Below are 24,363 nucleotides of genomic sequence, written 5' to 3' on the forward strand. Positions count from 1 at the left end.
TATTTATTTCCTCCACAAGCATAATTATTAATTATAGCAAAAAAGAATTCACTATAATTAATATTTTATGCTGTCACTTTATTTTTTATAATTCAGTGCTCTCATGGAGTTAAGTATCGCTATCACTGCCACGCCAACATCTCCAAACACTGCAAGCCACATCGTTGTAAGGCCAAGCGCCCCCAGTATAAGAATAACTGCTTTTACCAAAAGGGCAAAAACAATATTCTCCCTTACTATTCTGACTGTCTTGCGTGCAATGCCGATAGTAGTTGAAATCTTACGGATGTCGTCATCCATAATAACTATATCAGCTGCCTCTATCGCAGCATCACTTCCAAGTGATCCCATTGCTATTCCTACATCTGCCCTCATCAGTACAGGTGCATCATTGATTCCGTCCCCAACAAATGCAAGCTTACAACCATTATCCTCTGATAAAAGCAATTTTTCAACCCTGCCAACCTTATCTGCAGGTAAAAGCTCTGCTGCAACCTCATCTATACCAATTTCTCCTGCAACGCTCCTGGCTGCTTTTTCTCTATCGCCCGTAAGCATAACAGTCTTTTTAACGCCACATTCCTTAAGCATCCTGATTGCCTGTGCTGTATTATCTTTAATGACATCTGATATTACAACAGCGCCCTGGTATATTCCATCATATGCCACATATACTATCGTTCCTGCTTCATCAGAAGGCTTATATGAAATATTGTTTTCATCCAATAATTTTGTATTTCCAAGAAGAAGTTCTTTTCCATTGTAAAAAGATATTATTCCTCTTCCGGACACTTCCTTTGTTCTTGTTTCGTCAATCAAACTACTGTCAATCGTATTCTTTTCTGTATATGCATTTAGAACCGACTTTGCAATAGGATGATTTGAAAGACTCTCTCCATGAGCTGCAATTTTTAAAAGCTCGTTTGCTGTCACACCGGCTTCAGCATTTGGAATAATATTTGTTACCTTAAATTCTCCCTTTGTAAGGGTACCTGTTTTATCAAAAACAACTGTATCAATCAGTGCAGCCGACTCAAGGAAATTACTTCCTTTTACAAGCACACCGGCCTTAGATGATGCACCGATTCCACCAAAAAATCCAAGAGGAACTGATATTACAAGAGCACATGGACATGATACGATCAAAAAGATACAAGCTCTTCTGATACTGTCTGATAATGGAATCATTCCAAGAATAGGAGGAATAATTGCAAGAAGAACCGCTCCTAAAGTTACAACAGGAGTATAATATCTTGCAAATCTTGTAATGAAGTTCTCCATCCTTGATTTCTTATTGCTGGCATTTTCTACAAGCTCCAGGATTTTTGCAACTGTAGAATCTTCATAGGCTTTATCAACTCGAATCTTGATAATTCCTTCTCCGTTAACGCATCCACTTATCACACTGTCTCCAACAGAAGCTTTTCTGGGAACAGATTCACCGGTAAGCGCTGCTGTATCAACAAAGCTCTCGCCTTCAAGAACAGTTCCATCCACAGGGATCTTTTCACCAGCCCTTACAAGAAGAACATCTCCAACACTTACATCTTCAGGATCAACCTCTGTCACATTACCATCAGCATCAATAAGGTTTGCAATCTCAGGAGCGATACTCATAAGATCCGTAATTGACTGACGGGATTTCCCGACAGCATATCCTTGGAATAATTCTCCTACCTGATAAAAAAGCATTACTGCCAGGGCTTCAGAATACTCGCCTATACCAAAAGCGCCAAATGTAGCGATCATCATTAGAAAGTTTTCATCAAAAACCTGTCCATGACTAATATTGATAACAGCTTTTCTAATTACGTCATATCCAATTATCACATATGGAACTAAATATATTGCAAATAATATGAACCATGGTAAATTATCGAATAATCCAGTTTTATCGGCAGCTAATAAAATAACAAACATTATCAGCGTAATTATTATCCTGGTTCTCATTTTCTTTTGTTTCTTAGTCATAAAAAATCACCTCTTCAGCCAAATATACTTATGAGCATTTATAAAACAGATGGGGGCAAACAGCTGATAATAAAAGCCCAACCATTCGCCCCTTTTAGTTCATTTAGATTTCAATCTCACAATCAGGTTCAACCTTCTTGCATGCCTTAACAGCCTGATCAAGAACTTTTTCAAATACATCATCAGCTGCTTCGATGCTAAGTTTCTGTGTCATAAAGTTTACTCTTGCATTTACAACGCCTTCAATTTTCTTGATAGCTTCTTCCATCTTAGCTGCACAGTTTGCACAATCCACTTCACACTTATAAGTCTTCTTCATAAATTTATCCCTCTTTTCTCTTACTTTATATGCGTATAATTTTTATTACATACAACTATCTACATTGAGTAAGATAGTCAATATCTCATTTAACACCATTCTCATGGCAATCATTGATGCACATAACCAATATAATCTTATGAATAAGCATCAATCATTCTTCAATATGGTTAAGCCCCTGATCGATAATAGTTCGTACATGGTCATCTGCAAGATAATATATGATAGACTTGCCTTCTCTTTTATTTCCTACAAGCTTGCTCTGCTTCAATATCTTAAGCTGATGAGAAATTGCTGATTGCGTCATATTAAGACTTTCTGCAATATCACACACACACATCTCCTGCTCAAACAAAGCAAACAATATCTTAATTCTTGTAGAATCTCCAAATACCTTAAACAGTTCAGCAAGATCATATAATTCATCATCACTTGGAAGTTGCTTATGAACTTTCAACACAACTTCACTGTGAACATGGAATTCATCACACTGTTCTACATCTGTAATAGCCATTTAAGTCTCCTGTCTTATTAAATCTTAGTTCATATTTACATATGAACAATTATTCATATGTTTCTGTAATTTATTTATACGACTACATAGTTTAAATGTCAATACATTTTTATATATTTAATTTGTTATTTTCATTTAGTTTTTGTTTGTATAAATCCACGCTAAATTGCATATGCTTTGGCTTCACCTACATTTTGTGCGAGTGCGAATAGCATTTTATTAAGTAGGAATTTACCATTAAAAAAAGACCTTAGGCAACATTTTTATGTTGTCTAAGGCCCTATTATGATATCAAATATTAAAAAGTTACTTTCTTGTAAGACTTCTTTCCTTTGCGAACCATTACGCCTTCAGCAAAAACATCTTTTGCATAAGTTGTCTTAACGTCTGTTACTTTTTCTTCATTAAATGTTACGCCGCCCTGCTCAACAGCTCTTCTTGCCTCACTTCTTGTTGCGCAAAGACCTGCAGAAACAAGCACCTGAAGAATATCAACAATGCCGTCTCTGAAATCCTCTTCCTTAAGAGAAGTTGCAGGAACATTTGCCATATCTCCGCCGCCTGCAAACAATGCTCTTGCAGCATCCTGAGCTTTCCTAGCCTCTTCCTGACCGTGAACCAAAGCTGTAAGCTCAAATGCAAGAATTTCTTTCTTCTCATTGATTCTGGAATCATCCCATTTTTCCATTTCAAGGATTTCTTCGATAGGAATAAATGTAAGCATCTTAATGCATTTATCAACATCAGCATCGCCAACATTTCTCCAGTACTGATAGAAGTCAAATGGTGATGTCTTGTTAGGATCAAGCCATACTGCATTACCAGCAGTCTTACCCATTTTTTTACCCTGTGAATCAGTAAGCAGTGTAATTGTCATTGCATGAGCGTCTTTACCAAGCTTTCTACGAATGAGCTCAGTACCACCAAGCATATTGCTCCACTGATCATCTCCACCAAACTCAAGGTTACAGTTGTACTTCTGGAACATGTAATAGAAATCGTAGGACTGCATGATCATGTAGTTAAATTCAAGGAAGCTAAGTCCTTTTTCCATACGCTGCTTGTAGCACTCAGCACGAAGCATATTGTTAACTGAGAAGCATGCTCCAACTTCTCTTAAAAGTTCAATGTAGTTAAGATTCATCAACCAGTCAGCATTATTGACCATCATTGCTTTGTCATCAGAGAAATCAATGAATTTCTCCATCTGCTTTTTAAAGCACTCTGCGTTATGATCGATATCTTCTCTTGTGAGCATCTTTCTCATATCAGTTCTGCCTGAAGGATCACCGATCATGGTTGTACCGCCACCTATAAGAGCTATAGGCTTATTACCGGCCTGCTGAAGTCTCTTCATAAGTGTAAGAGCCATGAAGTGGCCTGCTGTAAGAGAATCTGCAGTACAGTCAAATCCGATATAAAATGTTGCCTTACCTGCATTTACGAGGTCTCTTATCTGTTCCTCGTCTGTAACCTGGGCAATCAGCCCTCTTGCTTTTAATTCTTCAAAAATCTGCATAAAGCACCTCCAAAAATATGATGATATAGACTGCGGAAGGAAGAAAAATGCGCGCAAGCTTTAGATTGCATAAACATTTACGCATCAGTCGCATCCTTAGCGGAGCGTTTTTTATTTAATAGGAATTTCCAATCAAACAAGAAAGAATGTCGCTCGCGACATTCTCGCGCCGAGCGCGTTTGCATTTATGCAATATATTCCTATCGCGCGAGTGCGCATCCTTAGCGGAGCGTTTTTTATTGAATAGGAATTTCCTATTCAATAAAAAGTCCTTCGCAATCTATAAAATTGCGAAGGACGATTAGATTCGTGTTACCACCTTCATTCATATGCAGCTCACACTGCATACCTCAGCAAGTACAGCAATTTACTTTAATGTAAAAAGCGATACTCTTCCGATATAACGGTCAGTCCCGTCAAAGCCTACTAATCTTTTCAGCCTTGCAGCTCACGGAGGTATTCAAATTCACACTTAACATACGCCTCTCACCAACCGGCAGTTCTCTGTTGTCAGCCTGTGAATCTTACTTATTCCGATCATAGCTTTTGAAATATAAAAACATTCTAAGAAAATCAAAATCAAATGTCAACAATTATTTATAAGAATTAAAGTATGGTTTAATTGTCTTGGATACAACCTGAAGAAGCAAATACATTATGATCACATCTATAGGCAGCATCACTGCATTTGATACAATTCTTCCTGGAAGAATCGCCAGTATGGCCTTACTGTAAAGAAGATTGAGCCAAAGTGTATTAAGAATAATATTGCAAACAATCTTAACACTTACCTGCGCTGCAATGATTCTCCAAAGCTTCAATGGTTTATTGTAAATAAATAATCCATAGATAATAGCTCCAAGCATTGCGGTTATGGTAAATCCCGGGAAGAAATCACCATCTCCTGACACAAACCACTTAATTATATCCATGGTACCGCCAAAAATCGCGCCTATCCATGGACCAAAAAGATAATCTACAACCTGGTTTGGGAGTCCGGAAAAGCCGATTCTGATATATGGCCCAAACTTGATTGTTGCCACATACCCAAGAACTATTGCAAGTGCGCCCATCATTCCACAGAATGTGAGCACTTTCGTTTCTTTTAGCCTTGATACTGAGCTAAAAGAATCCTTAACTGAGCTGAGTCTGCTTGCTTGTGTGATAGTATTTTTTGACATAATAATGCACCTCCTCTGCAGCTTTCCTTTAACCACATCGGAGGTGCAAAAGCTTTCAAATATGATCACACCATTGATGTAGCAGCGGGATGCGACATTAAAACCGCGGATATTTCCTTCGTCCAAGTAGCAACTCCCTGTCTACCCGGCACTTAACGCTTTAACATCTACTCTGCATAAACAATATTTATTTTTCTAAATCATACTTTATAATGCCGATGATTTCAACAATTATTTTCACCAATCAAGTGAACTGCTTTCAATCTTCTTGTCCCTTATCATCAGATCATTGATTGCATCAGCAGGGGCTTTTCCTTTGAAAAGAATCTCATTTACAGCTTTTACTATAGGCATTTCCACTTCATATTTTTCAGCAAGTAAAAGAGCTGCCTTAGCGCTATATACGCCTTCTACAACCATCTTTACTTCATCCATTGCTTCCTGATAAGATTTGCCCTGGCCGATAAGAATACCAGCTCTTCTGTTTCTTGAATGCATAGATGCACAGGTAACAACAAGATCTCCGATTCCTGAAAGACCACTGAAAGTCTCAAATTTACCGCCCATAGCCATTCCCAGTCTTCCAATCTCTGCTATGCCGCGTGTTATAAGGGCTGCCTTGGCATTATCTCCAAGACCATATCCGTCTGCCATACCTGACGCTAACGCAATAACATTTTTAAGCGCTGCGCCAATCTCAATGCCTAGAATATCAGGACTGATATACACTCTGAAAACATTGCTCATAAAGATATTCTGGACATATCTTGCTATGTCTTTATCAAAAGCACCTACAACAATAGATGTTGGCATTCCTTTACCAACTTCTTCCGCATGTGAAGGTCCTGACAATACACATACATGACATCCTGGAATCTCATCAAGAATAACATCAGTCATTATCATCAGAGAATCTTCTTCAATTCCCTTGGAACAATTAACAATTATCTGTTTATGCTCATCTGTGGCATTGATAAAAGGAGCAATCTTTTTGACTGTTTCTCTCATATGCGCTGATGGAACCACAAGAACAATAATATCTTTATCGCTTACCGCTTCAGAAATATCTGATGTAAATTTTACTTTGTCATCAAGTTTTACACCCGGAAGTTTTTCCTCATTACCATGATATGCACGAAGCTTTTCTACTGTACTCTCACTTCTGGACCATACGATAACATCATGTCCATTATTTGTAAGCAGATATGCCAATGCAATTCCCCAGCTACCTGCTCCAACTATACCAATCTGTTTTCCCATATATTCCTCGTATTAACAATATGCTGCTTAATCAATTTTGTTCTTCTTGAATAAATATGTCTTTCTTTCAGTTCCAGATAAAAGCTTCTTAATGTTTCCTCTATGCTGATAAAAAGCTAAAACTGTCATCAAAAATGCCACAACATACATTTCAATAAGTGTTCCCTGAGACATTATATCCATGCCCAAAAATCCCAGCTGACCGCATATAACAAGCTGTAAAAAGAAACATGAATAAAGACATAAACTTCCAAGTGATACAAAATGAGTGATATTAAAAGGAATTAAAAAAGAAGCCATTCCTACAATCACAAATGTCCAGTGCATTGCGATAATATATCCCGATGTAACTGCAATTCCTTTTCCGCCCTTAAATTTAAGAAAGAATGGGAAATCATGTCCGAGAACACATCCCGCTGCAGTATAAATTTTAAGAAGCCATTTATACTGATCGTATACATCCTGTCCTAAAATTCCCTTAAACAAAAAACCGGTAAGTAAAATTGCGAGAATACACTTAAACATATCGCCGAAAAGAACAATAAAACCTGCTTTTGTTCCTAAAACTCTAAGTGTATTGGTTGTTCCTGCATTGCCGCTTCCAACCTTGCGAATATCTACCCCTTTAAGTCTGCCATAAAAAACTGCAGTCTGTATCATTCCAAAACAATACCCCACAATGATACAGATAACCCTTACAACAAGTAAATTATTAAGCCCCATTTACTTTTCCTCTTTTCTCTCCCTTATTATAAATCTCAATGGTGTTCCCTTAAATCCAAAAGCCTCACGTATCTGGTTTTCAATATATCTTGTATAGCTGAAATGCATCAGCTTTTTATCATTTACAAAGATAACAAATGTCGGTGGCTTTACAGATGCCTGAGTAATATAGTAAAGCTTTAAGATCTTGCCCTTATCACTTGGTGGCTGCTGCATAACAACTGCCTGTGTCATTATCTCATTAAGTACACCGGTAGCAACTCTGAGGGCATGGTTTTCAGAAACCATATCAATCATATCGTAGAGCTTAACAAGTCTCTGACCCGTTTCAGCTGATACAAAAATTATCTCCGCATAATTCATAAAGGAAAGCGTATCTCTGATGTCCTTGGTAAATTCTTTTACTGAATGATTATCTTTTTCAATAAGATCCCACTTATTTACTGCGATGATCACAGCCTTACCACTGTCATGCGCGATGCCCGCAATCTTTGCATCCTGCTCTGTAACACCTTCGTCAGCGTTGATAACCAGAATAGCGACATCAGCTCTTTCAACAGCTCCAACTGTTCTGACGATCATATAGTGCTCAAGCTCGTCTTTTACCTTGTTCTTACGTCTAAGACCAGCTGTATCAATAAATGTATATTTCTTGCCGTTGTATTTTACCTCAGTATCAATGGCATCTCTTGTCGTTCCAGCAATATCAGAAACAATAAGTCTGTTCTCACCGATAAGTTTATTGATGATAGATGATTTACCAACATTAGGCTTACCAATTATCGCAATCTTAATAGAATCATCTTCTTCATCAGCTGTTGAATCCTTGCTGAAATGGCTCACAACCTCTTCAAGCAGATCTCCGATTCCCTGTTTGTTAATAGCAGAAATAGGGAATGGATCACCAATTCCAAGATTATAAAACTCATAAACATCAAGTGAATCTCTGTTATAGTTATCAACTTTGTTAACGCAAAGAACAACAGGCTTAGCTGATCTTCTAAGCATATCTGCAACTTTGGAATCAGCATCAGTAAGTCCCTGCTTAACATCAACCATAAATATGATGACATCAGCAGTGTCTATAGCAATCTGAGCCTGATCACGCATCTGTGAAAGAATAATATCCTTGGAGTCAGGTTCAATACCGCCGGTATCAATCAAAGTAAAGCTATGATTAAGCCATTCAACATCCTGATAAATCCTGTCTCTTGTAACACCAGGTTTATCCTGGACAATTGCAATCCTGCTTCCTGCAAGTGCGTTAAAAAGTGTGGATTTTCCCACATTTGGTCTGCCTACTACGGCAACAATATTTCTTTTACTCATTTTCTTTCCTTATCTAAAAATTAAAATACACTTTTTCAGCTCTTAACCCATAAGTACTTCTATCGGTATATCAAAGAGAGTTGAAACAAGGCTATGTCCGTCGCACTTGGAAATACCTATCGGCACTTCAAGTTCTTTTTCAATTTCAGGAACATGAACATCATCAAGTAGATAATCTTCACCGCTTCTTAATAGATTCTCAGGAAGATACAACATCTCACCAAGTTCTTTTCCCTTAAGCTGTTTCATAATATCCTGGCCGGTAAGAAGTCCTGAAACAGTTATTTTTTCACCAAAAAACTCATTGATTATCTCATAAACATTACACTTTAGTCCAGGGCAAACTTCCATTGCCTTATCAGCAAGCTTTTTAATGGCCGGATATACCAGCTTTCCTGTAGCAAAAGAAATGCTCCTATTTAATTTATCAATATGCTCCTTGTGATTTTGAAGCGCTATATCAAAAGCCTCATCAAACTCAGTTATAAGAAGTCTCATCATGCCAACTCCGTTTTCCAACTGAATATAACCATCATAGCGTTCTTCCTCAGGAAATTCTCTTCCTGCAAGGAAATACCACTCATCTGAGGCATGAATAAAGTGTATACCATGTTCACTGTAAATCTTCTTCTGCCACTTTTCTATTTCATCAATGACCTCTTTGGCATCCTCAGAATCAAATGGCTCCAGGGGATACAACCCCTCTCTGAATTTGGATAAGCCAACCGGAACAACCGATACACTCTGCAAATTAGGAATATACTTAGTCAGATCTCGTATTGACCTTGTCAGTTCTTCTTTATCATTTACTCCTTTGCAAAGAACTATCTGACCATTTATCTCAATTCCTGTGCCAGGTGCGCAAAGTCTGTCTACTTTTTTGAGAGCTTCTCCGGCAAACCTGTTTCCAAGCATCTTACATCTTAATTCAGGATTTGTAGTCTGGAAAGAAATATTAATAGGAGAAAGATGATATTTGAGAATCCTGTCAATATCCTTATCAGACATATTTGTAAGAGTCACGTAATTTCCCTGTAGAAAAGATAGTCTTGAATCATCATCTTTAAAATACAGAGTTTCTCTCATTCCCTTAGGCATTTGGTCTATGAAACAAAAAATACATTTATTACTGCATGATCTGTAATCATCCATCAGACCATTTTCAAATTCGATGCCCAGTTCCTCATCATAGTCCTTATCAATATCAAGAAGCCATTCTTCTCCATCTTTTTTTCTGATAAGAACATCAAGATGTTCATCCTGAACAAGATATTGGTAATCAAAAACATCCTCAAGTTCCTGATCATTGATTTTTAATAGAGCATCTCCGGGTTCAATATTAAGTTCTTCAGCAATGCTACCCTGTTGTACACTGCCTATTATATGTCCACTATATTTTTTCATAATTTTCATTATACATGAATTTCCTTGACGTGTCAGTATCTATGATGATAAAACAATTATGTATGCACTTATAATTTTAATTATTTAAAAAGGGGATTGATATGCCAGATTTTCATAAACTTGAAGGTACTATTCCTGTAGCGCCGCTAAGTCTTATCGTAATGGAATCAGCCAAAGAATTGGGTAACAGCGTAGATAATTACATATCCCAGTTCAGACATGAACTCTATAAAATGCCGGAAAATGATCCTGCATTTCATGGCTATGTTAAAGATAGCTATCTCATCGGCTATGAACTTGACCGTTTTGCAAGCGGCGAAGCAAAAGCTACCATCAGAGAAAGTGTAAGAGGTAATGACGTCTACATTCTGACTGATGTATGTAACTATAGCATCACCTATAAAATGTACAATTACGTTAATCACAAATCTCCGGATGATCACTATCAGGATCTTAAACGTGTCATCGGCGCCATAACAGGCAAGGCAAAAAGAATCAATGTTATCATGCCATTTTTATACGAAGGCAGACAGCATAAGAGAACCGGCATGGAATCTCTTGATGCAGCCCAGATGTTTAAAGAACTGCATGATATGGGAATTTCAAACTTCATTACTTTTGATGCTCATGATCCTAGAATATCTAACGCCAAGCCTATAGGCGGTTTTGATAATTTCCTTGCTTCATATCAGTTTATGAAGGCTCTTTTATCTCATATTGATGATCTTGTTGTTGATAAGGATCATTTAACAGTCATCTCACCTGATGAAGGCGCATTAGACAGAGCTGTTTATTTCGCAAACGTAATCGGTGCAGATACAGGTATGTTCTACAAGAGACGTGATTATGCCCACGTTGTAAACGGAACCAACCCTATCGTTGCTCATGAATTCTTAGGCTCTGACATTTCAGGAAGAGATGTCATCATCATAGATGATATGATTTCTTCCGGTTCAAGTATGATTGACACTGCAAAACAGCTTAAATCAATGGGAGCAAAGCGAGTATTTATCTGCACAACCTTTGGATTATTCACAGATGGAATGAAGAAATTCGATGAGGGTTATGAACAGAAATTCTTCGATGCAGTGATTACCACAAACCTCACTTATATGAACGAAGAAGTGCTCTCAAAGGAATATATCGTCGTTGCTGATATGGGAAAATTCCTTGCAACAATTATTGACTTCCTCAACCATGACGCTTCAATGTCAACTGTAAATATGCCAACAGATAAGATTCATGAAATTGTAAGGAAATACAACTCTGGTTGTAAGACTCCTACAGAACTTTTTGATTAACAATATTTTTAGCACACCATACCGTTTAAGAACTTCCCAAAAGTTTTTAAACGGTATTTTTTATTCTTCCTTTTTTATTCTGCATCAAATGATAAAATAGCTTTGAATACATTTCCAGTTGTTCTTATCTTAAACTCACCACCCTGCAGTGTGGTAAGGCTTTTTGCAATAGAAAGCCCCAAGCCGCTTCCTTCAGTTGTTCTTGACTTATCTCCTCTAATAAATCGTTCAGACAACGTTTCTTCGTCAACAGTAAGTTCTGATTTTGATATATTATTTACGCAATAAACAATCTTTTTACATGAATTCTCATAAACATAATTCATGTCCATGTACACAATTGTTCCTTCGAGGGCATACTTGCAAATATTACCAAATAGATTTTCTATTACTCTCCACAGATGTCCCGGATCAGCCATAATCATCATTTTAGATTCTTCCGAAGAAAAATATGGTATAAGACCGGAAGTTTCGAACTTCTCATAGAACTCACCTATGGTCTGATTCACCATCTCAACAAAATTTATTTTAGATAAACTCACTGACACATTCCCTGAACTAATCTTGGAAGCCTCAACCAGATCTTCGGTAAGATGTTTTAATTTATTTGCTTTATTATCCAAAACTTCTATATAGCCATTTATTTTTTCATTATCGATATTTTCTCTTTTTATAAGCCCAACATAATTGATTATAGATGTGAGCGGGGTTTTAAGGTCATGTGAAACATTGGTGATAAGCTCAGTTTTTAATTTTTCATCCCTCATGCTCTTATCTACAGCCTTCTCAATTCCATCACCAATGGAATTAACTGCATCTGCAAGAGGGATATTATCAAAATGGAGTTTACTCGTATTTACTTTTGCTTTGACATTATCATTTTTTATTATTTCTATAACCTCAATAATACGGTTTCTGTCGTAGTTTTGCTTTAATAATATAATTCCCACAAGTATATCGATTAAAAAAGCAAGGATAATTCCGGAAATGCCGATAGAATAAAGAAGAAAATTCATAGACACAAATAGTGAATATGGAAAGATTGTTCGAATGTAAACATTTTTACTGTCAATCAGCTTCTTCAAAGCTTTGTCAGGATAAAAAGAGGCTTTTTTGTAAATTTCCTTAAATATCATCAGCAGGCATCTTCCTCTACCTTATATCCCACGCCCCATACCACTTTCAGATATTTGGGATCCTTTGGATTTATTTCTATCTTTTCTCTGATATGTCTGATATGCACTGCAATTGTATTATCTGACCTACCACCGGCTTCTTCCCATATTTCTTCATAAATCTGTTCTATAGAATACACTCTTCCTTTGTTTTTTACCAATAAGCAAAGAATATTGTATTCAACAGGAGTAAGTTTTATGCTCTCGCCAAGCACGTAACATTCCTTACAATTATCATCAATAACAAGTCCTCCTGTCGAATAGATATTGTCATTTTCTACTTTAGAACCCAGCGTCATATATCTTCGCAGATTTGATTTGACTCTTGCCACCAGTTCCAATGCATTGAAAGGCTTTGTCATATAGTCATCAGCGCCAATGTTAAGTCCAAGTATCTTATCAGCATCTTCTGATTTGGCTGAAAGAAAAATAATCGGAATACTGCTAAATTTGCGGAGTTCTTTAACAAACCTGAAGCCGTCCATATTTGGCATCATTATGTCAATAATTGCCAATTGTATTTCAGCTCTTTTTATAAGTTCCAGTCCCTGAATTCCATCATAAGCCTTAAACACCAGATAGCCTTCTTCTTCAAGATATATTGCTATAGACTCTACTATTTCCTTATCATCATCACAAATAAGTATATTTTCCATCACTTCTCCTGTTTCAAACTCAAAAATGCCGCAAGATTTCCTCTATCATCATGATGTATTCTATGAGAGAACAAAATATCCGGATTACATCTGGTACAAACATCTGTTACCGCAATATTTTCTTCCTTAACACCACTTTGAACAAGCGTCAGTTTGATTGCATTCCACAAATATAATCTATATTTATCGTTTGGATATGGAACAATAATTTCATAATCTCTGATCTCATCTTCAGAAAAAGCCTCTGAAAATTCTTTTGCAACATCCTCACCAATTTCATAGCATGGACCACATATAGACGGCCCGATGGCACATATAAGATCCTTTGGATTTGTACCATAGTTTTCTCTCATTGCAAAAATGACTTTTTCTGAAATCTTCCCCTTTGTTCCCTTCCAGCCGGAATGTGCAAGTCCAATGGCATTATTTACCGGATCAACAAAAAAGACTGGCGGACAATCAGCATGAAATGTAGAAAGAATGATTTCCGGAACATTTGTAATAAGTCCGTCAATATCGATATAATCCCTTGGTATCGCAGGACCTTTCCCTTTATCTTTTTCAGTCACAACTCTTACATTAGTTGTGTGTGTCTGGAAAGTGGATACGAAATCATTTAATGTTCTCCCATGTCCCAAAACATCAGATATTCTCTTATAGTTTTCATCAACTGCTTCTTTTTCATCGCCTCTTGTATAGCTAAGATTCATTTCAGAAAAACAGCCTTTGCTTACACCTCCAAGCCTTGTGCTAAAAAGGTGATCCACAGTTCCCAGTTCTTCAAGTTTAGGAAAAACAAGATAATAAACTCCATTTTTCTTTCGTAATTCTACTGTCTTTTCACATCCCGTACGCTTAATTGCTATTTTTTCCATCATTTTCTCCAATTCTGTACATTCTAAACATATAAAAAAGCATTCTTATACCATTTTATACCAATAATTCCACTATCACTTGTAATTGCTATAACATCGTATCTTATAGGGATATCTTCGGATTTCTTTTTAGAATAAAGATAAAGCTTTGATAATTTGCAGATTTGCTTTTGTTTTGAAAAGTTGACAGCAGCCTCAGCTGCGCCATACTTCGAATCTTTTCTGTATTTCACCTCGATAAAACACAGATATCTGCCATCCATGGCAATAATATCAATATCGCCCCTAAAGGCTCTGTAATTTCTCTCAATGATATGCGCTCCCGACTCTATTAAAAAATCGCAGGCCATGTCCTCGAAAGAATTACCAACTTGTCGCTTATTCATTTGTCACCTTATCTGTAAAAACATAAGTCGTATACTATCACAAGAAAACTAATTTGTCTATTACTTTTTATTTTTCCTTCATTTTTTCTTTTGCTTTGATCTTATCCATTGCATCAACAAAAACAAGAATTTCAGCCACAACTTCATATAGTTCCGGAGGAATCATCTCTCCGATTTCCAGCTTTGAAAGTGTATTTGCCAGTTTATCATCCTCATGAACAGGAATCTTGTTCTCTTTTGCTTCCTCAATAATCTTTTCTGCAAGATACCCTTTTCCGGATGCTATTACCTTAGGAGCTCCATCTTCATTTGGATCATAGCCAAGAGCTACGGCTGTTTTAATCGTTTTTTGTTTTTTATCTTTCATGTAGTCACCTACAATATCATCTTAAACTCAAATTCCCATACGTAACAAAATAGCTAGACAGTACACTAGGCTCTTGCATCAAAAGAAGTTGTCGAAACGATAGGCATTCTTTGAACAGAAAGCATTTCATCAACAGCTGCATCTTCACCATTTAGATCATCCTGCAGCTTAAGAGTTGCTTTCATAGAATACCCTCTTTTTTCGAGCCTTTCATTCAAAATATGTATATTATCATTGATAAGATCAATAATCGAAACATCAGCAACATAAAAATTAGTTGTAACCTTTTTGTCCAGCATCCTGACATATACATCCAAAGGTCCAAGATTATCCATATCAAGATGCAAAATTGCACTGACACTGCCATCTTCGCTCAAGCGTTTATTTTTATTCCTGTATACATAAAGATCACCATTTGCATTCTGTCCGGTCATCTGAAGAGGAAGCTGAACATACTGAAACATATGGTTAAGCTGATTCATGAAGTCGATATTGTTGCTAAGGTTATTGGCAGACTGCGAAATATTTGAATTTTCTCCTAGTACATTATTTAAAGTCTGCGAAAGAGCCTTCACCTGATTTCCCAGTCTTTGATACAGATTGTCAACATTTTCCTTTTTCTCAACTTCTTCAGGATTTAGCATCCACTGTGAAGAAATATTCTCTTTTAATAGTTTATTAAAATCATCCGAGGAAAAGATTTTTTTCCATGAAGCAATCTCGACAGAATTAGTCATATCAGCACTTTCAAAAGCTGTTGATAATTCTTTAAACAACTGTTTTGTTGCACTTAAATCTCCCTGATTTATAGCCTTAACCAAAGCCTGAATATTTTTCTCTGGCACATTTAGATTTTGCAGATTATTTACAAAATCATTTGAAAGTTTAATATCTTTAATATCAGTTGTACTTTGCTTTAATCCGTTCGTTAAAAGACTTTGCCCAGGATTTGTGTCTATGTTCTTTGTGTCAGGCTGAGCAGATGTAGTAAGAATATCTGGATTTAGATTATTTATCTGCTGATTATCATTCTTAACAGGCACATCTTTAGGCATATCTTTTGGCACATCACTATTATCTACCTGTACTTTTTCGTTAAGAACTTCCGTTTTACTTTCTGCCTCAGGATTTTTTATTGTGTCGCCAATAACATTTTCTTCTCTTTCTCCCAAAGTAGTTTCCTGAGGGACTACCTGTTCTGATGACTCAGCTACTATTTCACCAACACTTTGCGGAACTTCTGGACTCTCACCAAAAATCTTTAATAATGAGCCATAAAGATTTACAGCCCCCATAGAATTACCATTTTCTGATAATGCACTAAATGCTTTGGGTAATTCATCAACAATAGTTGTCATTTCATTAATGACCTGGTGCTCGTAATTCTTATAATTGCTATATTGTTCAATTGTATTTTCATTTATGGGTATACCAAGACTCTTCATTTCAACCATTGTAGAAACAGGAGTTTCCATGAAGTTTGATACATTTTTATTCATTTCCCAAAGTGAAGCTTTATTGATAGGAAGTCCGGCTTCCATCATATCCCGGACCATCTTTATAGACTCATTATTAACCTCAAGCCCTGCAGCCTGCAAAGCTTTTAATGTGCTCTGAATTAAAGACGTGTTCTCAAAAAGAGGAGAAATAGTTACTCCTCTTTCATTTGTACCACGAACGATAAAATTTAGAAACTGGCCTTCTTTAAGGCCCATTTCCTCAGAAAGTTTGGCTGAAATAGTTCCATTTCCGATATCAATGTTTGCAAATTTACCTTCTTCGGTATCAATAAAAGACAATACTTTTCCAGAAATGGTAGCGCCATTTTTGAGCTCCACAGGAGTACCTTGCAAAGCTTCATTTTGCAGTGTCTTACCATCAATTATTATATTGCTGTTATTATTTGCAACTCCGGAAATAACATTCATACAAAGTTACCTATAAATGATCTGCGATGAATAGAACATGGTCCATATTTTTTTAATGCTTCAATATGTTCTGCACTACCATACCCTTTATTAGAGTCAAATCCATACTCCGGATAAGTATTTGCATATTCCTTCATCACTCTGTCCCTTGTAACCTTGGCAATTATACTGGCAGCAGCGATTGAAGCACTCTTCGCATCACCTTTAATTATAGAAATCTGTTTAAACTCCTCAAGCTGCGGAATATGAACCGCATCAATCAAAAGAGCTCCCGGCTTGACATTCAATGAATTAACTGCCATGGTCATAGCTTCAAATGTTGCCTGTAAAATGTTGATCTCATCAATGCGTTCACAAGTAGCTGAACCAATTCCTACTGCAACAGCTTTCTCCATGATGACATCATAAAGCTCTTCTCTCTTTTTTTCGGATAATTTCTTCGAATCATTTAGATATAAAATTTCAGAATTTTTTGGCAAAATAACAGCCGCAGCATAAACAGGACCAGCAAGCGGGCCTCTCCCAACTTCATCGATTCCGCAAAGAAAGCCATATTCGCTGTTCTCGCGTTCATAGCTGTACATCTCAAATGTTCTGGAAATTTCTTTATCAATTGCAGAAATTCTCTTTTTGGCAGTTTCAACTATTTTTTGCACTCCAGCGCGCTCATCAGAAGAATACTCATTGACAAAAGCCAATAATTCTGCCTTATCATATGCTTTTTCTAAATTTGCCTTTATATCAGATATTGAACTCATTATTTAATACCTCCAAATGAGTCAAATGGATAAATTCTAACAAAAGCATGTCCCAAAATATTACTCTTTTTGATATTACCAACAGACGGATCCCTACTGTCCATACTGTGATTGCGATTATCCCCCATAACAAACACTTCATCATCTGCAAGGGTAATTCCATCAACGGCAATTCCGGGATCCTCTATCTTTTCAGCGCCATAATTCTCTTCCAAAAGAACATCATTTATATAAATATTGCCATCATAATCAATTCTAACGGTCTCCCCCGGAAGACCAATAACTCTTTTTATAAAAAACTCATTATTGCCATATCTGTAAGGGAATACAACTATATCAAACCTGTTTACGTCGCTAAATCTATAGCTCACCTTCTCAATCAATAGTGAATCATTATCATGAAGTGTGGGATACATTGAAGAACCGCTTACTTCTGTTCTCTGCATTACAAATGTAATAAATAAAAAGGTAAGCAAAAAAACAATCCCGACATAAATAAGAGTACTTAACAATTCTTTCAATACGTTTTTCATAACCTATCCAATCCGTGCAAATGCACTGTTTTATTGATAAAAACTTTGACAATTATGGCTTTTCTATAGATATTCTTCCAAGTCTGCCATTTCTAAAATCATCAAGTAAAAGAGCTGCCGCTCTGTCGATATCGGGCGTTGCTCCCTGCTTAAAACATTTTCTATTAATGGCTATAGCAGAAAGAACTGCGCTTAATGAAGTCGCAAACTGCTCATTCTCAAGTTCTTCTACCTGCTCTTTAGTTATATTATACTTCTCATAAACGGCCGCAGGATAGCACTCATTGAGTGTTTTTATCAGTTCACAGGCAAGCTCCGTAATATCAAGATTTTCATCATTCATAGAACCAATTAATGCTAAATGAAGCCCAACTTCCTCATCTTCAAACTTGGGCCATAAAATTCCAGGAGTATCAAGAAGCTGCATATTTCTCCCCAGAGAGATCCATTGCTTACCCTTCGTAACACCGGGCTTATTTCCTGTCTTTGCAGATGCCTTACCTGCAAGTTTATTTATAAAAGTAGATTTACCAACGTTAGGAATTCCTGCAACCATTGCCCTTACAGGTCTTCCCACGATTCCTCTTTTTTTATCTTTTTCAATTTTTTCCGCACAGGCGCTTAAGATCAAATCTTTTACTTTTGATGCTTCGTTTCCTGTCTTGGAATTCATTTCCATCACAAACATTCCCTGAGACTGGTAATAATCACGCCATTTCTTTGTAATAGCAGGATCAGCCAGATCAGCTTTATTTAAAATTATCAATCTGTACTTATTCTTGCCAAGCTCGTCAATATCAGGATTTCTTCCTGCGGAAGGCACTCTGGCATCAGTCAGCTCAATAATAATATCGATCAATTTAATATTTTCCTGCATCATTCTGACTGCTTTAGTCATATGACCGGGATACCACTGATAATTCATCTAAACACCTTTCAAAATAACTAATTTAAGACTATTCCACCCTTATGGTCGCCAATACCCATCTTATACCAGACTTTTCCAACCATCATGGATGTCTTCACAATTCCAATATTCGCACTTCGTGAATCTTCACTGCTGTTTCTGTTATCCCCCAGAACAAAGTATTCACCGCTTTTAAGTTTTATCTCATTTGCTGCAATCCCTGCATCTTCCATTTTATCATATTCTTCATCATCTTTATCCTGGATTGTTCCATTTATATAAAGACTTCCATCAATAATCTGAACTTTATCTCCCGGAACTGCGACAACACGCTTAACATAAAAATGAGAATTTGTATTGCCATTAGGTAAAAAAACTACTATATCGCCATTTGAGGGACCAAATATTTTAAATATCAGTTTGTTGACCAAAACTGTCTGACCATTATAAGCTGACGGTTCCATGGAATCTCCGATTACTTTCACCTGCATTCCAAATGCAAATACAAAGACAAATGCCAAAACAATAGATAAAACAGTCACTGATATCCATGAAAATATCTCTCTAAAAAGCTTAGGGGTAAAAATAGTTTTCTTCTGATGAAATGTAAGTTTACTCTTTTTGCGAAACATCTTTCTCCTATCCTATGGCTATTAAGAAAAAGAGGCAATTACTAAAAAGTAACTGCCTCTAATAAGCAAATTATCTGGTAACAAGTTCCTTAACCTTAGCCTTCTTACCTGTAAGTCCCTTAAGGTAGTTAAGCTTAGCTCTTCTAACCTTACCTCTTCTTACAACTTCAACCTTCTCAACGATTGGTGAGTGAAGTGGCCATGTCTTCTCAACGCCTACACCGTAAGACTCTTTTCTAACTGTGAAAGTTGTACGGTTGCTGCCGCCCTGGATCTTCTTAACAGTACCTTCGAAAATCTGTACTCTTTCGCGGTTTCCTTCCTTAATCTTAGCGTGTACTCTTACAGTATCACCAGTGTTGAACTGAGGTGCATTAGCATTCAGCTGCTCTTTCTCGAGCTCTTCAATAATTGTACTCATATTTTTTCTCCTATTCTATGGACGTTCTTAGTATGCATATGTGACGAGTCTAATAAACTCTAACCATACCAGAGGACCGTCTGATTGTCACAACGTACTATACTATACCATAAAGCATAACAAAAAGTCAATCATCCAAGTAGATCTTTTGGACCAAATCTTGCAGGCAATATTTCAGGTAAAGTATATTCCATGTATTCATCAACTGATTTAGCGCAGATAACAATAAAATCGTCTTTGCAGAACTCGCTCATTACCTGTCTGCATACACCACATGGAGGACAATACTCAAGCTCTATAGCATCACTTGGGCCGCCAACAATAGCTATAGCATTAAACTCTTTTACGCCTTCACTAACTGCCTTAAAAAATGCTGTTCTCTCAGCACAGTTTGAAGGTGTGAATGAAGCATTTTCTATATTGCAGCCTGTATAAATTGTTCCGTTAGCAGCTAAAAGCGCTGCACCAACATTATAATGAGAATATGGTGTATATGAAAAATTTCTCATCTCAAGCGCTCTTTTTATGAGCTCTTTTTTTTCTATTTCTGTCATTTATCTTGCCCCCTTATCATAAGGTATACCCTCTGCTTTAGGTGCTCTTGATTTCTGTGATGTAAATGCAAGAACAATAAGTGAAACTATATATGGGAACATATTATAAACAGTTCCGGAAATTGGAAGCGCATGTAAAAAATCAATTCCCATATATACATTGGACAAGGATCTGAATACTGCAAAAAGCACAGCTGACCAGGCAATGCGTTCAGGTTTCCATTGACCAAATATCATTACGGCAAGAGCAAGGAATCCTGCACCTGCTACACCGTAATCAAAGTGCCATGTAGAGTTAGCTGCCGCAATATATATAATTCCGCCAAGTCCTGCAAAAAAACCAGACATAAGAACACCGGCATATCTCATTTTATATACATTGATACCAACGGAATCGGCAGCCTGAGGGTGTTCACCACAAGCACGTAATCTCAAAGCAAATTTAGTCTTATAAAATAATACAATAGCAGCCACAAGAAGTACAGCAGCTATCACAACAAACCAGCTAAGCTGAAGACTTCCAATATTAAACATGAATGCTGCATGTCCTTTAACATAATCAAGTTTGGCTGAAAAATCAGTACCATTGGACCTATTTGTATTAAATGCCTTAACAATAACTGTAGCAGCCGCTGTAGCAAGCATATTTACAGCTGTTCCAACAAGAGTCTGATCAGCCTTGAAATATATGCAGGCAACACCGATCAAAAGTGAAGAAAGCATACCAGCGATTGCTGCAGCAACAAGTGTCAAAACTACGATAGTAAACTTTGACGCTGAATCCGGCAAAAGAACCATAACCATTCCTCCTGCCATTGCGCCAAATACCATTATTCCCTCAAGTCCGAGGTTAATTATTCCGCTTCGCTCTGAGAACATTCCTCCCAAAGCAACAAGAATAAGCACTGCTGAAAAGATAAGTGTGTATTGAAGCAGTAGTACCATTCTTACACCTCCTTCTTAGCAGCTGATTTTTCAGCACTATTATTAGTATCAGCATTATTTGTTTTAATTTTCTTAGGCTTATTGAGCACAGTTTTAAAGAATAATACAAAGCCGCACAGGTAGATAATAATAGCGATCATAAGATCTGCCACCTGAGGGTTGTAATAATTTGTATTCAGATACTGTCCGCCAAGAGTAATATACTCAACAAAAAAGCCTGCAAAAATCGCTCCGATCGGGTTAAGACCTCCGAGGAATGCAACCGCAATACCGGAAAAGCCCATGCCGGGAACAGATGAAGAAATCTTGTAATGTTCAATACTTGTCAGATAGTATAAAGAAGCAGCAAGACCGGAAATAGCGCCAGATATTACAAGTGTAAGGATTATGTTTCTTTTTGCATTCATACCTGCATATTTAGCTGCATCCTTATTATGGCCTGTAGCCTTAAGTTCATAACCAAATGTTGTCTTATTAAGAATGATAAGAATTACAATGGCAACAATAACTGTTATCGGAACAGCAATAGTCATGTACTGATTATTACCAAATACTCCCTGAATAAATCCCGGAAGTACACCGGAAGCATTTTTTGAAGTTAAATCATATGTCTCAGACTTAGTTGTATCCATGCATATCTCATTGCCAAGAACGATATTTGTAAGATACAAACCAATCCAGTTAAGCATAATTCCTGCAATAACTTCATTAACATTACAAAAAGCCTTAAAGAAGCCGCACAGAGCCCCCCACAAACCGCCAGCAACAGCTGCTGCAAGAAGGCATAAAAACCAGTTCCATCCAAGAGCCAGTGACGTATAAAGACAAACAAGGATACCAATTGTATACTGTCCTGCAGCTCCAATGTTAAAAAGACCAGCCTTATAAGCAAACAGAATCGCTTCTGCGCAAAGAATAACAGGCACTGACTTAACCAAAGTAGAGCCAAAATAATACATTAACTGCTGTGGCTTATTACTAAACTTAAAAAAATTTCTAAGGATTGCAAACATACCATCCGCAGCATGTTCAGAATTCATAAATAACAGGATTATAAAACCAAGGATAATACCAAGGACTGCGCAAAGAACAGATGCAAGCAGAGTCTGTACACCAGGTTTTTTCAGAAATTCATTTTTGTTATTCATTCCCTTTACGCCTCCTTTCTATTGTCACGTTTAGCACCTGACATATATAATCCTAATTCCTGAAGAGTAGTCTTCTTTGGATCAACTTCTCCAACTATTTCACCTTCGTACATAACAAGAATTCTGTCTGAAAGGTTCATTACCTCTTCAAGTTCCAATGAAACAAGTAAAATAGCACAGCCTTCATCTCGCTGCTTTACAATTTCTTCATGGATATATTCAATAGCTCCAACATCCAGACCTCTTGTTGGCTGCACCGCCACCAAAAGCTTATGTTCTCTGTCCATTTCTCGCGCAATGATTGCCTTCTGCTGATTACCACCGGACATTGAGCGGACGATTGTCTCAGGCCCCTGTCCCGAACGAACATCAAAGGCCTCTGAAAGTCTATTTGAATACTCTCTCATTGCATCTTTTTTAATGAATCCATGATTAGAAAAATCAGGTTCAAAATATCTTTGAAGAATCATGTTTTCTTCAAGTGTATAATCAAGAACAAGACCATGTTTATGCCTGTCTTCCGGAACATGGCTCATACCATGAGTATTCTTATATCTGATTGATTTATGTGTGATATCATCACCAAGGAAAGAAATCTTACCGCTGGATATATCGTCGATTCCTGTAAGCGCACCAATAAATTCTGTCTGGCCATTTCCATCAATACCGGCAATACAAACTATCTCACCTTCTCTTACGTTGAATGACACATTATGAACTGAATCGTTCTGATGAATCTTGCTCTTCACACATACATTCTCGACTTTAAGAACCTCTTTTCCCGGCTTAGCCTCTGCCTTATCAACAGCAAATTTAACATCTCTTCCTACCATCATGGAAGACAATTCTTCTTTTGTTGTGTTTGCCACATCAACAGTACCTATGTACTTACCTCTTCTCAAGATACTACAGCGATCTGCAACTTCCATGATTTCATTTAACTTATGAGTGATAAACAAAATGGATTTTCCCTCTGCAGCAAGGTTCTTCATGATTTTCATAAGTTCATCGATTTCCTGAGGAGTCAAAACTGCAGTTGGCTCATCAAAAATAAGAATGTCATTATCTCTGTAGAGCATCTTAAGAATTTCAACACGCTGCTGCATACCAACAGTAATGTCTTCAATAAGCGCGTCCGGGTCAACTTTCAGATTATATTTATCAGAAAGCTCCAGAACTTTTTTTCTTGCCGCCGCCTTAGTTAAAAAGCCAAATTTATTAGGCTCAGCGCCAAGAATAATATTATCAAGAACAGAAAAAATATCCACAAGCATGAAATGCTGATGCACCATACCGATTCCCAGTGCAGTAGCATCGTTAGGATTTTTTATCTTTACTTCTTTGCCGTCCTTCTTTATTACACCCTTCTCAGGAGTGTATAATCCAAACAATACACTCATAAGAGTGGACTTTCCTGCACCATTCTCCCCTAAAAGTGCATGGATTTCTCCTCTCTTTAATTGCAATGTGATATCATCATTTGCAATTATTCCTGGAAATTCTTTTGTAATATGCAGCATCTCAATTACATAATCATCCATACCACAATACCTTCCT

The 24,363-nt window shown here is 37.0% G+C and carries 25 protein-coding genes, 1 riboswitch and 1 other annotated feature; of the genes, 1 reads left to right on the top strand and 24 read right to left on the bottom strand.

Going from position 1 to position 24,363, the window contains the following annotated elements; translation table 11 throughout:
• Window positions 1–78 precede the first annotated feature (78 nt).
• From BM086_RS01020 to BM086_RS01060, 9 genes are all read right to left on the bottom strand, one after another.
• Window positions 79–1,971 (bottom strand): heavy metal translocating P-type ATPase, encoded by a 1,893-nt coding sequence (locus BM086_RS01020; RefSeq protein ID WP_092322084.1) that lies wholly within the window; start codon window positions 1,969–1,971, stop codon window positions 79–81.
• Between the two features lie 103 nt (window positions 1,972–2,074).
• Window positions 2,075–2,290 (bottom strand): cation transporter, encoded by a 216-nt coding sequence (locus BM086_RS01025; protein ID WP_092322087.1) that lies wholly within the window; start codon window positions 2,288–2,290, stop codon window positions 2,075–2,077.
• 154 nt (window positions 2,291–2,444) lie between these two features.
• Window positions 2,445–2,804: an ArsR/SmtB family transcription factor gene (locus tag BM086_RS01030; protein WP_092322090.1), complete on the bottom strand. Its 360-nt coding sequence runs from the start codon at window positions 2,802–2,804 to the stop codon at window positions 2,445–2,447.
• A 298-nt stretch (window positions 2,805–3,102) separates the two neighbouring features.
• Entirely contained in the window at window positions 3,103–4,323 is a 1,221-nt protein-coding gene (tyrS, locus tag BM086_RS01035; protein WP_092322093.1) for a tyrosine--tRNA ligase, read from the bottom strand.
• A 290-nt stretch (window positions 4,324–4,613) separates the two neighbouring features.
• Window positions 4,614–4,873, bottom strand: a binding site (T-box leader).
• A gap of 43 nt (window positions 4,874–4,916) precedes the next feature.
• Window positions 4,917–5,504 carry a folate family ECF transporter S component gene (locus BM086_RS01040; protein ID WP_092322096.1) on the bottom strand — a complete coding sequence of 196 codons (588 nt, stop codon included), beginning with the start codon at window positions 5,502–5,504 and terminating at the stop codon, window positions 4,917–4,919.
• 80 nt (window positions 5,505–5,584) lie between these two features.
• A riboswitch (THF riboswitch) is annotated at window positions 5,585–5,681 on the bottom strand.
• A gap of 60 nt (window positions 5,682–5,741) precedes the next feature.
• A complete protein-coding gene (locus tag BM086_RS01045; protein ID WP_092322099.1) occupies window positions 5,742–6,764 on the bottom strand; it encodes an NAD(P)H-dependent glycerol-3-phosphate dehydrogenase in 1,023 nt (340 codons plus the stop codon).
• 27 nt (window positions 6,765–6,791) lie between these two features.
• Window positions 6,792–7,487, bottom strand: coding sequence for a glycerol-3-phosphate 1-O-acyltransferase PlsY (gene plsY, locus BM086_RS01050; protein ID WP_092322102.1), 696 nt, complete (start codon window positions 7,485–7,487; stop codon window positions 6,792–6,794).
• The gene (der, locus tag BM086_RS01055; protein ID WP_092322105.1) at window positions 7,488–8,816 is read right to left on the bottom strand and encodes a ribosome biogenesis GTPase Der; all 1,329 of its coding nucleotides are present in this window, start codon (window positions 8,814–8,816) and stop codon (window positions 7,488–7,490) included.
• A 42-nt stretch (window positions 8,817–8,858) separates the two neighbouring features.
• A complete protein-coding gene (locus tag BM086_RS01060) occupies window positions 8,859–10,220 on the bottom strand; it encodes a DUF512 domain-containing protein (RefSeq protein WP_092323486.1) in 1,362 nt (453 codons plus the stop codon).
• Between the two features lie 101 nt (window positions 10,221–10,321).
• Between BM086_RS01060 and BM086_RS01065 the strand changes: the two genes are divergently transcribed.
• Window positions 10,322–11,521, top strand: coding sequence for a ribose-phosphate pyrophosphokinase (locus BM086_RS01065; RefSeq protein ID WP_092322108.1), 1,200 nt, complete (start codon window positions 10,322–10,324; stop codon window positions 11,519–11,521).
• Window positions 11,522–11,595: 74 nt separating this feature from the next.
• On the opposite strand, the gene BM086_RS01070 is transcribed toward BM086_RS01065, so the two are convergent.
• From BM086_RS01070 to BM086_RS01140, 15 genes are all read right to left on the bottom strand, one after another.
• Complete coding sequence (locus BM086_RS01070) at window positions 11,596–12,657, bottom strand: sensor histidine kinase (protein ID WP_092322111.1); 1,062 nt, start codon at window positions 12,655–12,657, stop codon at window positions 11,596–11,598.
• On the bottom strand, window positions 12,657–13,352 hold the full coding sequence (locus BM086_RS01075; protein WP_092322114.1) for a response regulator transcription factor: 696 nt from the start codon (window positions 13,350–13,352) through the stop codon (window positions 12,657–12,659). Before BM086_RS01075 ends, BM086_RS01070 begins: the two co-directional genes overlap by 1 nt.
• A complete protein-coding gene (gene pgeF, locus BM086_RS01080) occupies window positions 13,352–14,230 on the bottom strand; it encodes a peptidoglycan editing factor PgeF (protein WP_092322117.1) in 879 nt (292 codons plus the stop codon). The genes BM086_RS01075 and pgeF overlap by 1 nt, the downstream gene beginning before the upstream one ends.
• A 20-nt stretch (window positions 14,231–14,250) precedes the next feature.
• Window positions 14,251–14,613 carry a YraN family protein gene (locus tag BM086_RS01085; protein ID WP_092322125.1) on the bottom strand — a complete coding sequence of 121 codons (363 nt, stop codon included), beginning with the start codon at window positions 14,611–14,613 and terminating at the stop codon, window positions 14,251–14,253.
• Between the two features lie 67 nt (window positions 14,614–14,680).
• A complete protein-coding gene (locus BM086_RS01090; protein WP_092322128.1) occupies window positions 14,681–14,980 on the bottom strand; it encodes an EscU/YscU/HrcU family type III secretion system export apparatus switch protein in 300 nt (99 codons plus the stop codon).
• A 65-nt stretch (window positions 14,981–15,045) separates the two neighbouring features.
• A complete protein-coding gene (gene fliK, locus BM086_RS01095) occupies window positions 15,046–16,908 on the bottom strand; it encodes a flagellar hook-length control protein FliK (protein ID WP_092322131.1) in 1,863 nt (620 codons plus the stop codon).
• Window positions 16,905–17,666, bottom strand: coding sequence for a ribonuclease HII (locus BM086_RS01100; protein ID WP_092322134.1), 762 nt, complete (start codon window positions 17,664–17,666; stop codon window positions 16,905–16,907). The genes fliK and BM086_RS01100 overlap by 4 nt, the downstream gene beginning before the upstream one ends.
• On the bottom strand, window positions 17,666–18,199 hold the full coding sequence (gene lepB, locus BM086_RS01105) for a signal peptidase I (RefSeq protein ID WP_092322137.1): 534 nt from the start codon (window positions 18,197–18,199) through the stop codon (window positions 17,666–17,668). The genes BM086_RS01100 and lepB (BM086_RS01105) overlap by 1 nt, the downstream gene beginning before the upstream one ends.
• A 52-nt stretch (window positions 18,200–18,251) precedes the next feature.
• Window positions 18,252–19,124 carry a ribosome biogenesis GTPase YlqF gene (gene ylqF, locus BM086_RS01110; protein WP_092322139.1) on the bottom strand — a complete coding sequence of 291 codons (873 nt, stop codon included), beginning with the start codon at window positions 19,122–19,124 and terminating at the stop codon, window positions 18,252–18,254.
• A 20-nt stretch (window positions 19,125–19,144) separates the two neighbouring features.
• On the bottom strand, window positions 19,145–19,738 hold the full coding sequence (gene lepB / locus BM086_RS01115) for a signal peptidase I (RefSeq protein WP_092322141.1): 594 nt from the start codon (window positions 19,736–19,738) through the stop codon (window positions 19,145–19,147).
• A gap of 70 nt (window positions 19,739–19,808) precedes the next feature.
• Window positions 19,809–20,159 carry a 50S ribosomal protein L19 gene (gene rplS, locus BM086_RS01120; protein ID WP_092322144.1) on the bottom strand — a complete coding sequence of 117 codons (351 nt, stop codon included), beginning with the start codon at window positions 20,157–20,159 and terminating at the stop codon, window positions 19,809–19,811.
• A 131-nt stretch (window positions 20,160–20,290) separates the two neighbouring features.
• Window positions 20,291–20,713 (bottom strand): cytidine deaminase, encoded by a 423-nt coding sequence (locus BM086_RS01125; RefSeq protein ID WP_330391466.1) that lies wholly within the window; start codon window positions 20,711–20,713, stop codon window positions 20,291–20,293.
• Window positions 20,714–21,658, bottom strand: a complete 945-nt coding sequence (locus BM086_RS01130) for an ABC transporter permease (protein WP_092322148.1) — start codon at window positions 21,656–21,658, stop codon at window positions 20,714–20,716.
• Between the two features lie 2 nt (window positions 21,659–21,660).
• Complete coding sequence (locus BM086_RS01135; RefSeq protein WP_092322151.1) at window positions 21,661–22,806, bottom strand: ABC transporter permease; 1,146 nt, start codon at window positions 22,804–22,806, stop codon at window positions 21,661–21,663.
• Window positions 22,807–22,811: 5 nt separating this feature from the next.
• Window positions 22,812–24,347, bottom strand: a complete 1,536-nt coding sequence (locus BM086_RS01140) for an ABC transporter ATP-binding protein (protein WP_092322154.1) — start codon at window positions 24,345–24,347, stop codon at window positions 22,812–22,814.
• Window positions 24,348–24,363 lie beyond the last annotated feature (16 nt).

Origin of the sequence: Butyrivibrio sp. YAB3001 (assembly GCF_900112195.1) — a bacterium.
GTDB lineage: Bacteria > Bacillota > Clostridia > Lachnospirales > Lachnospiraceae > Butyrivibrio.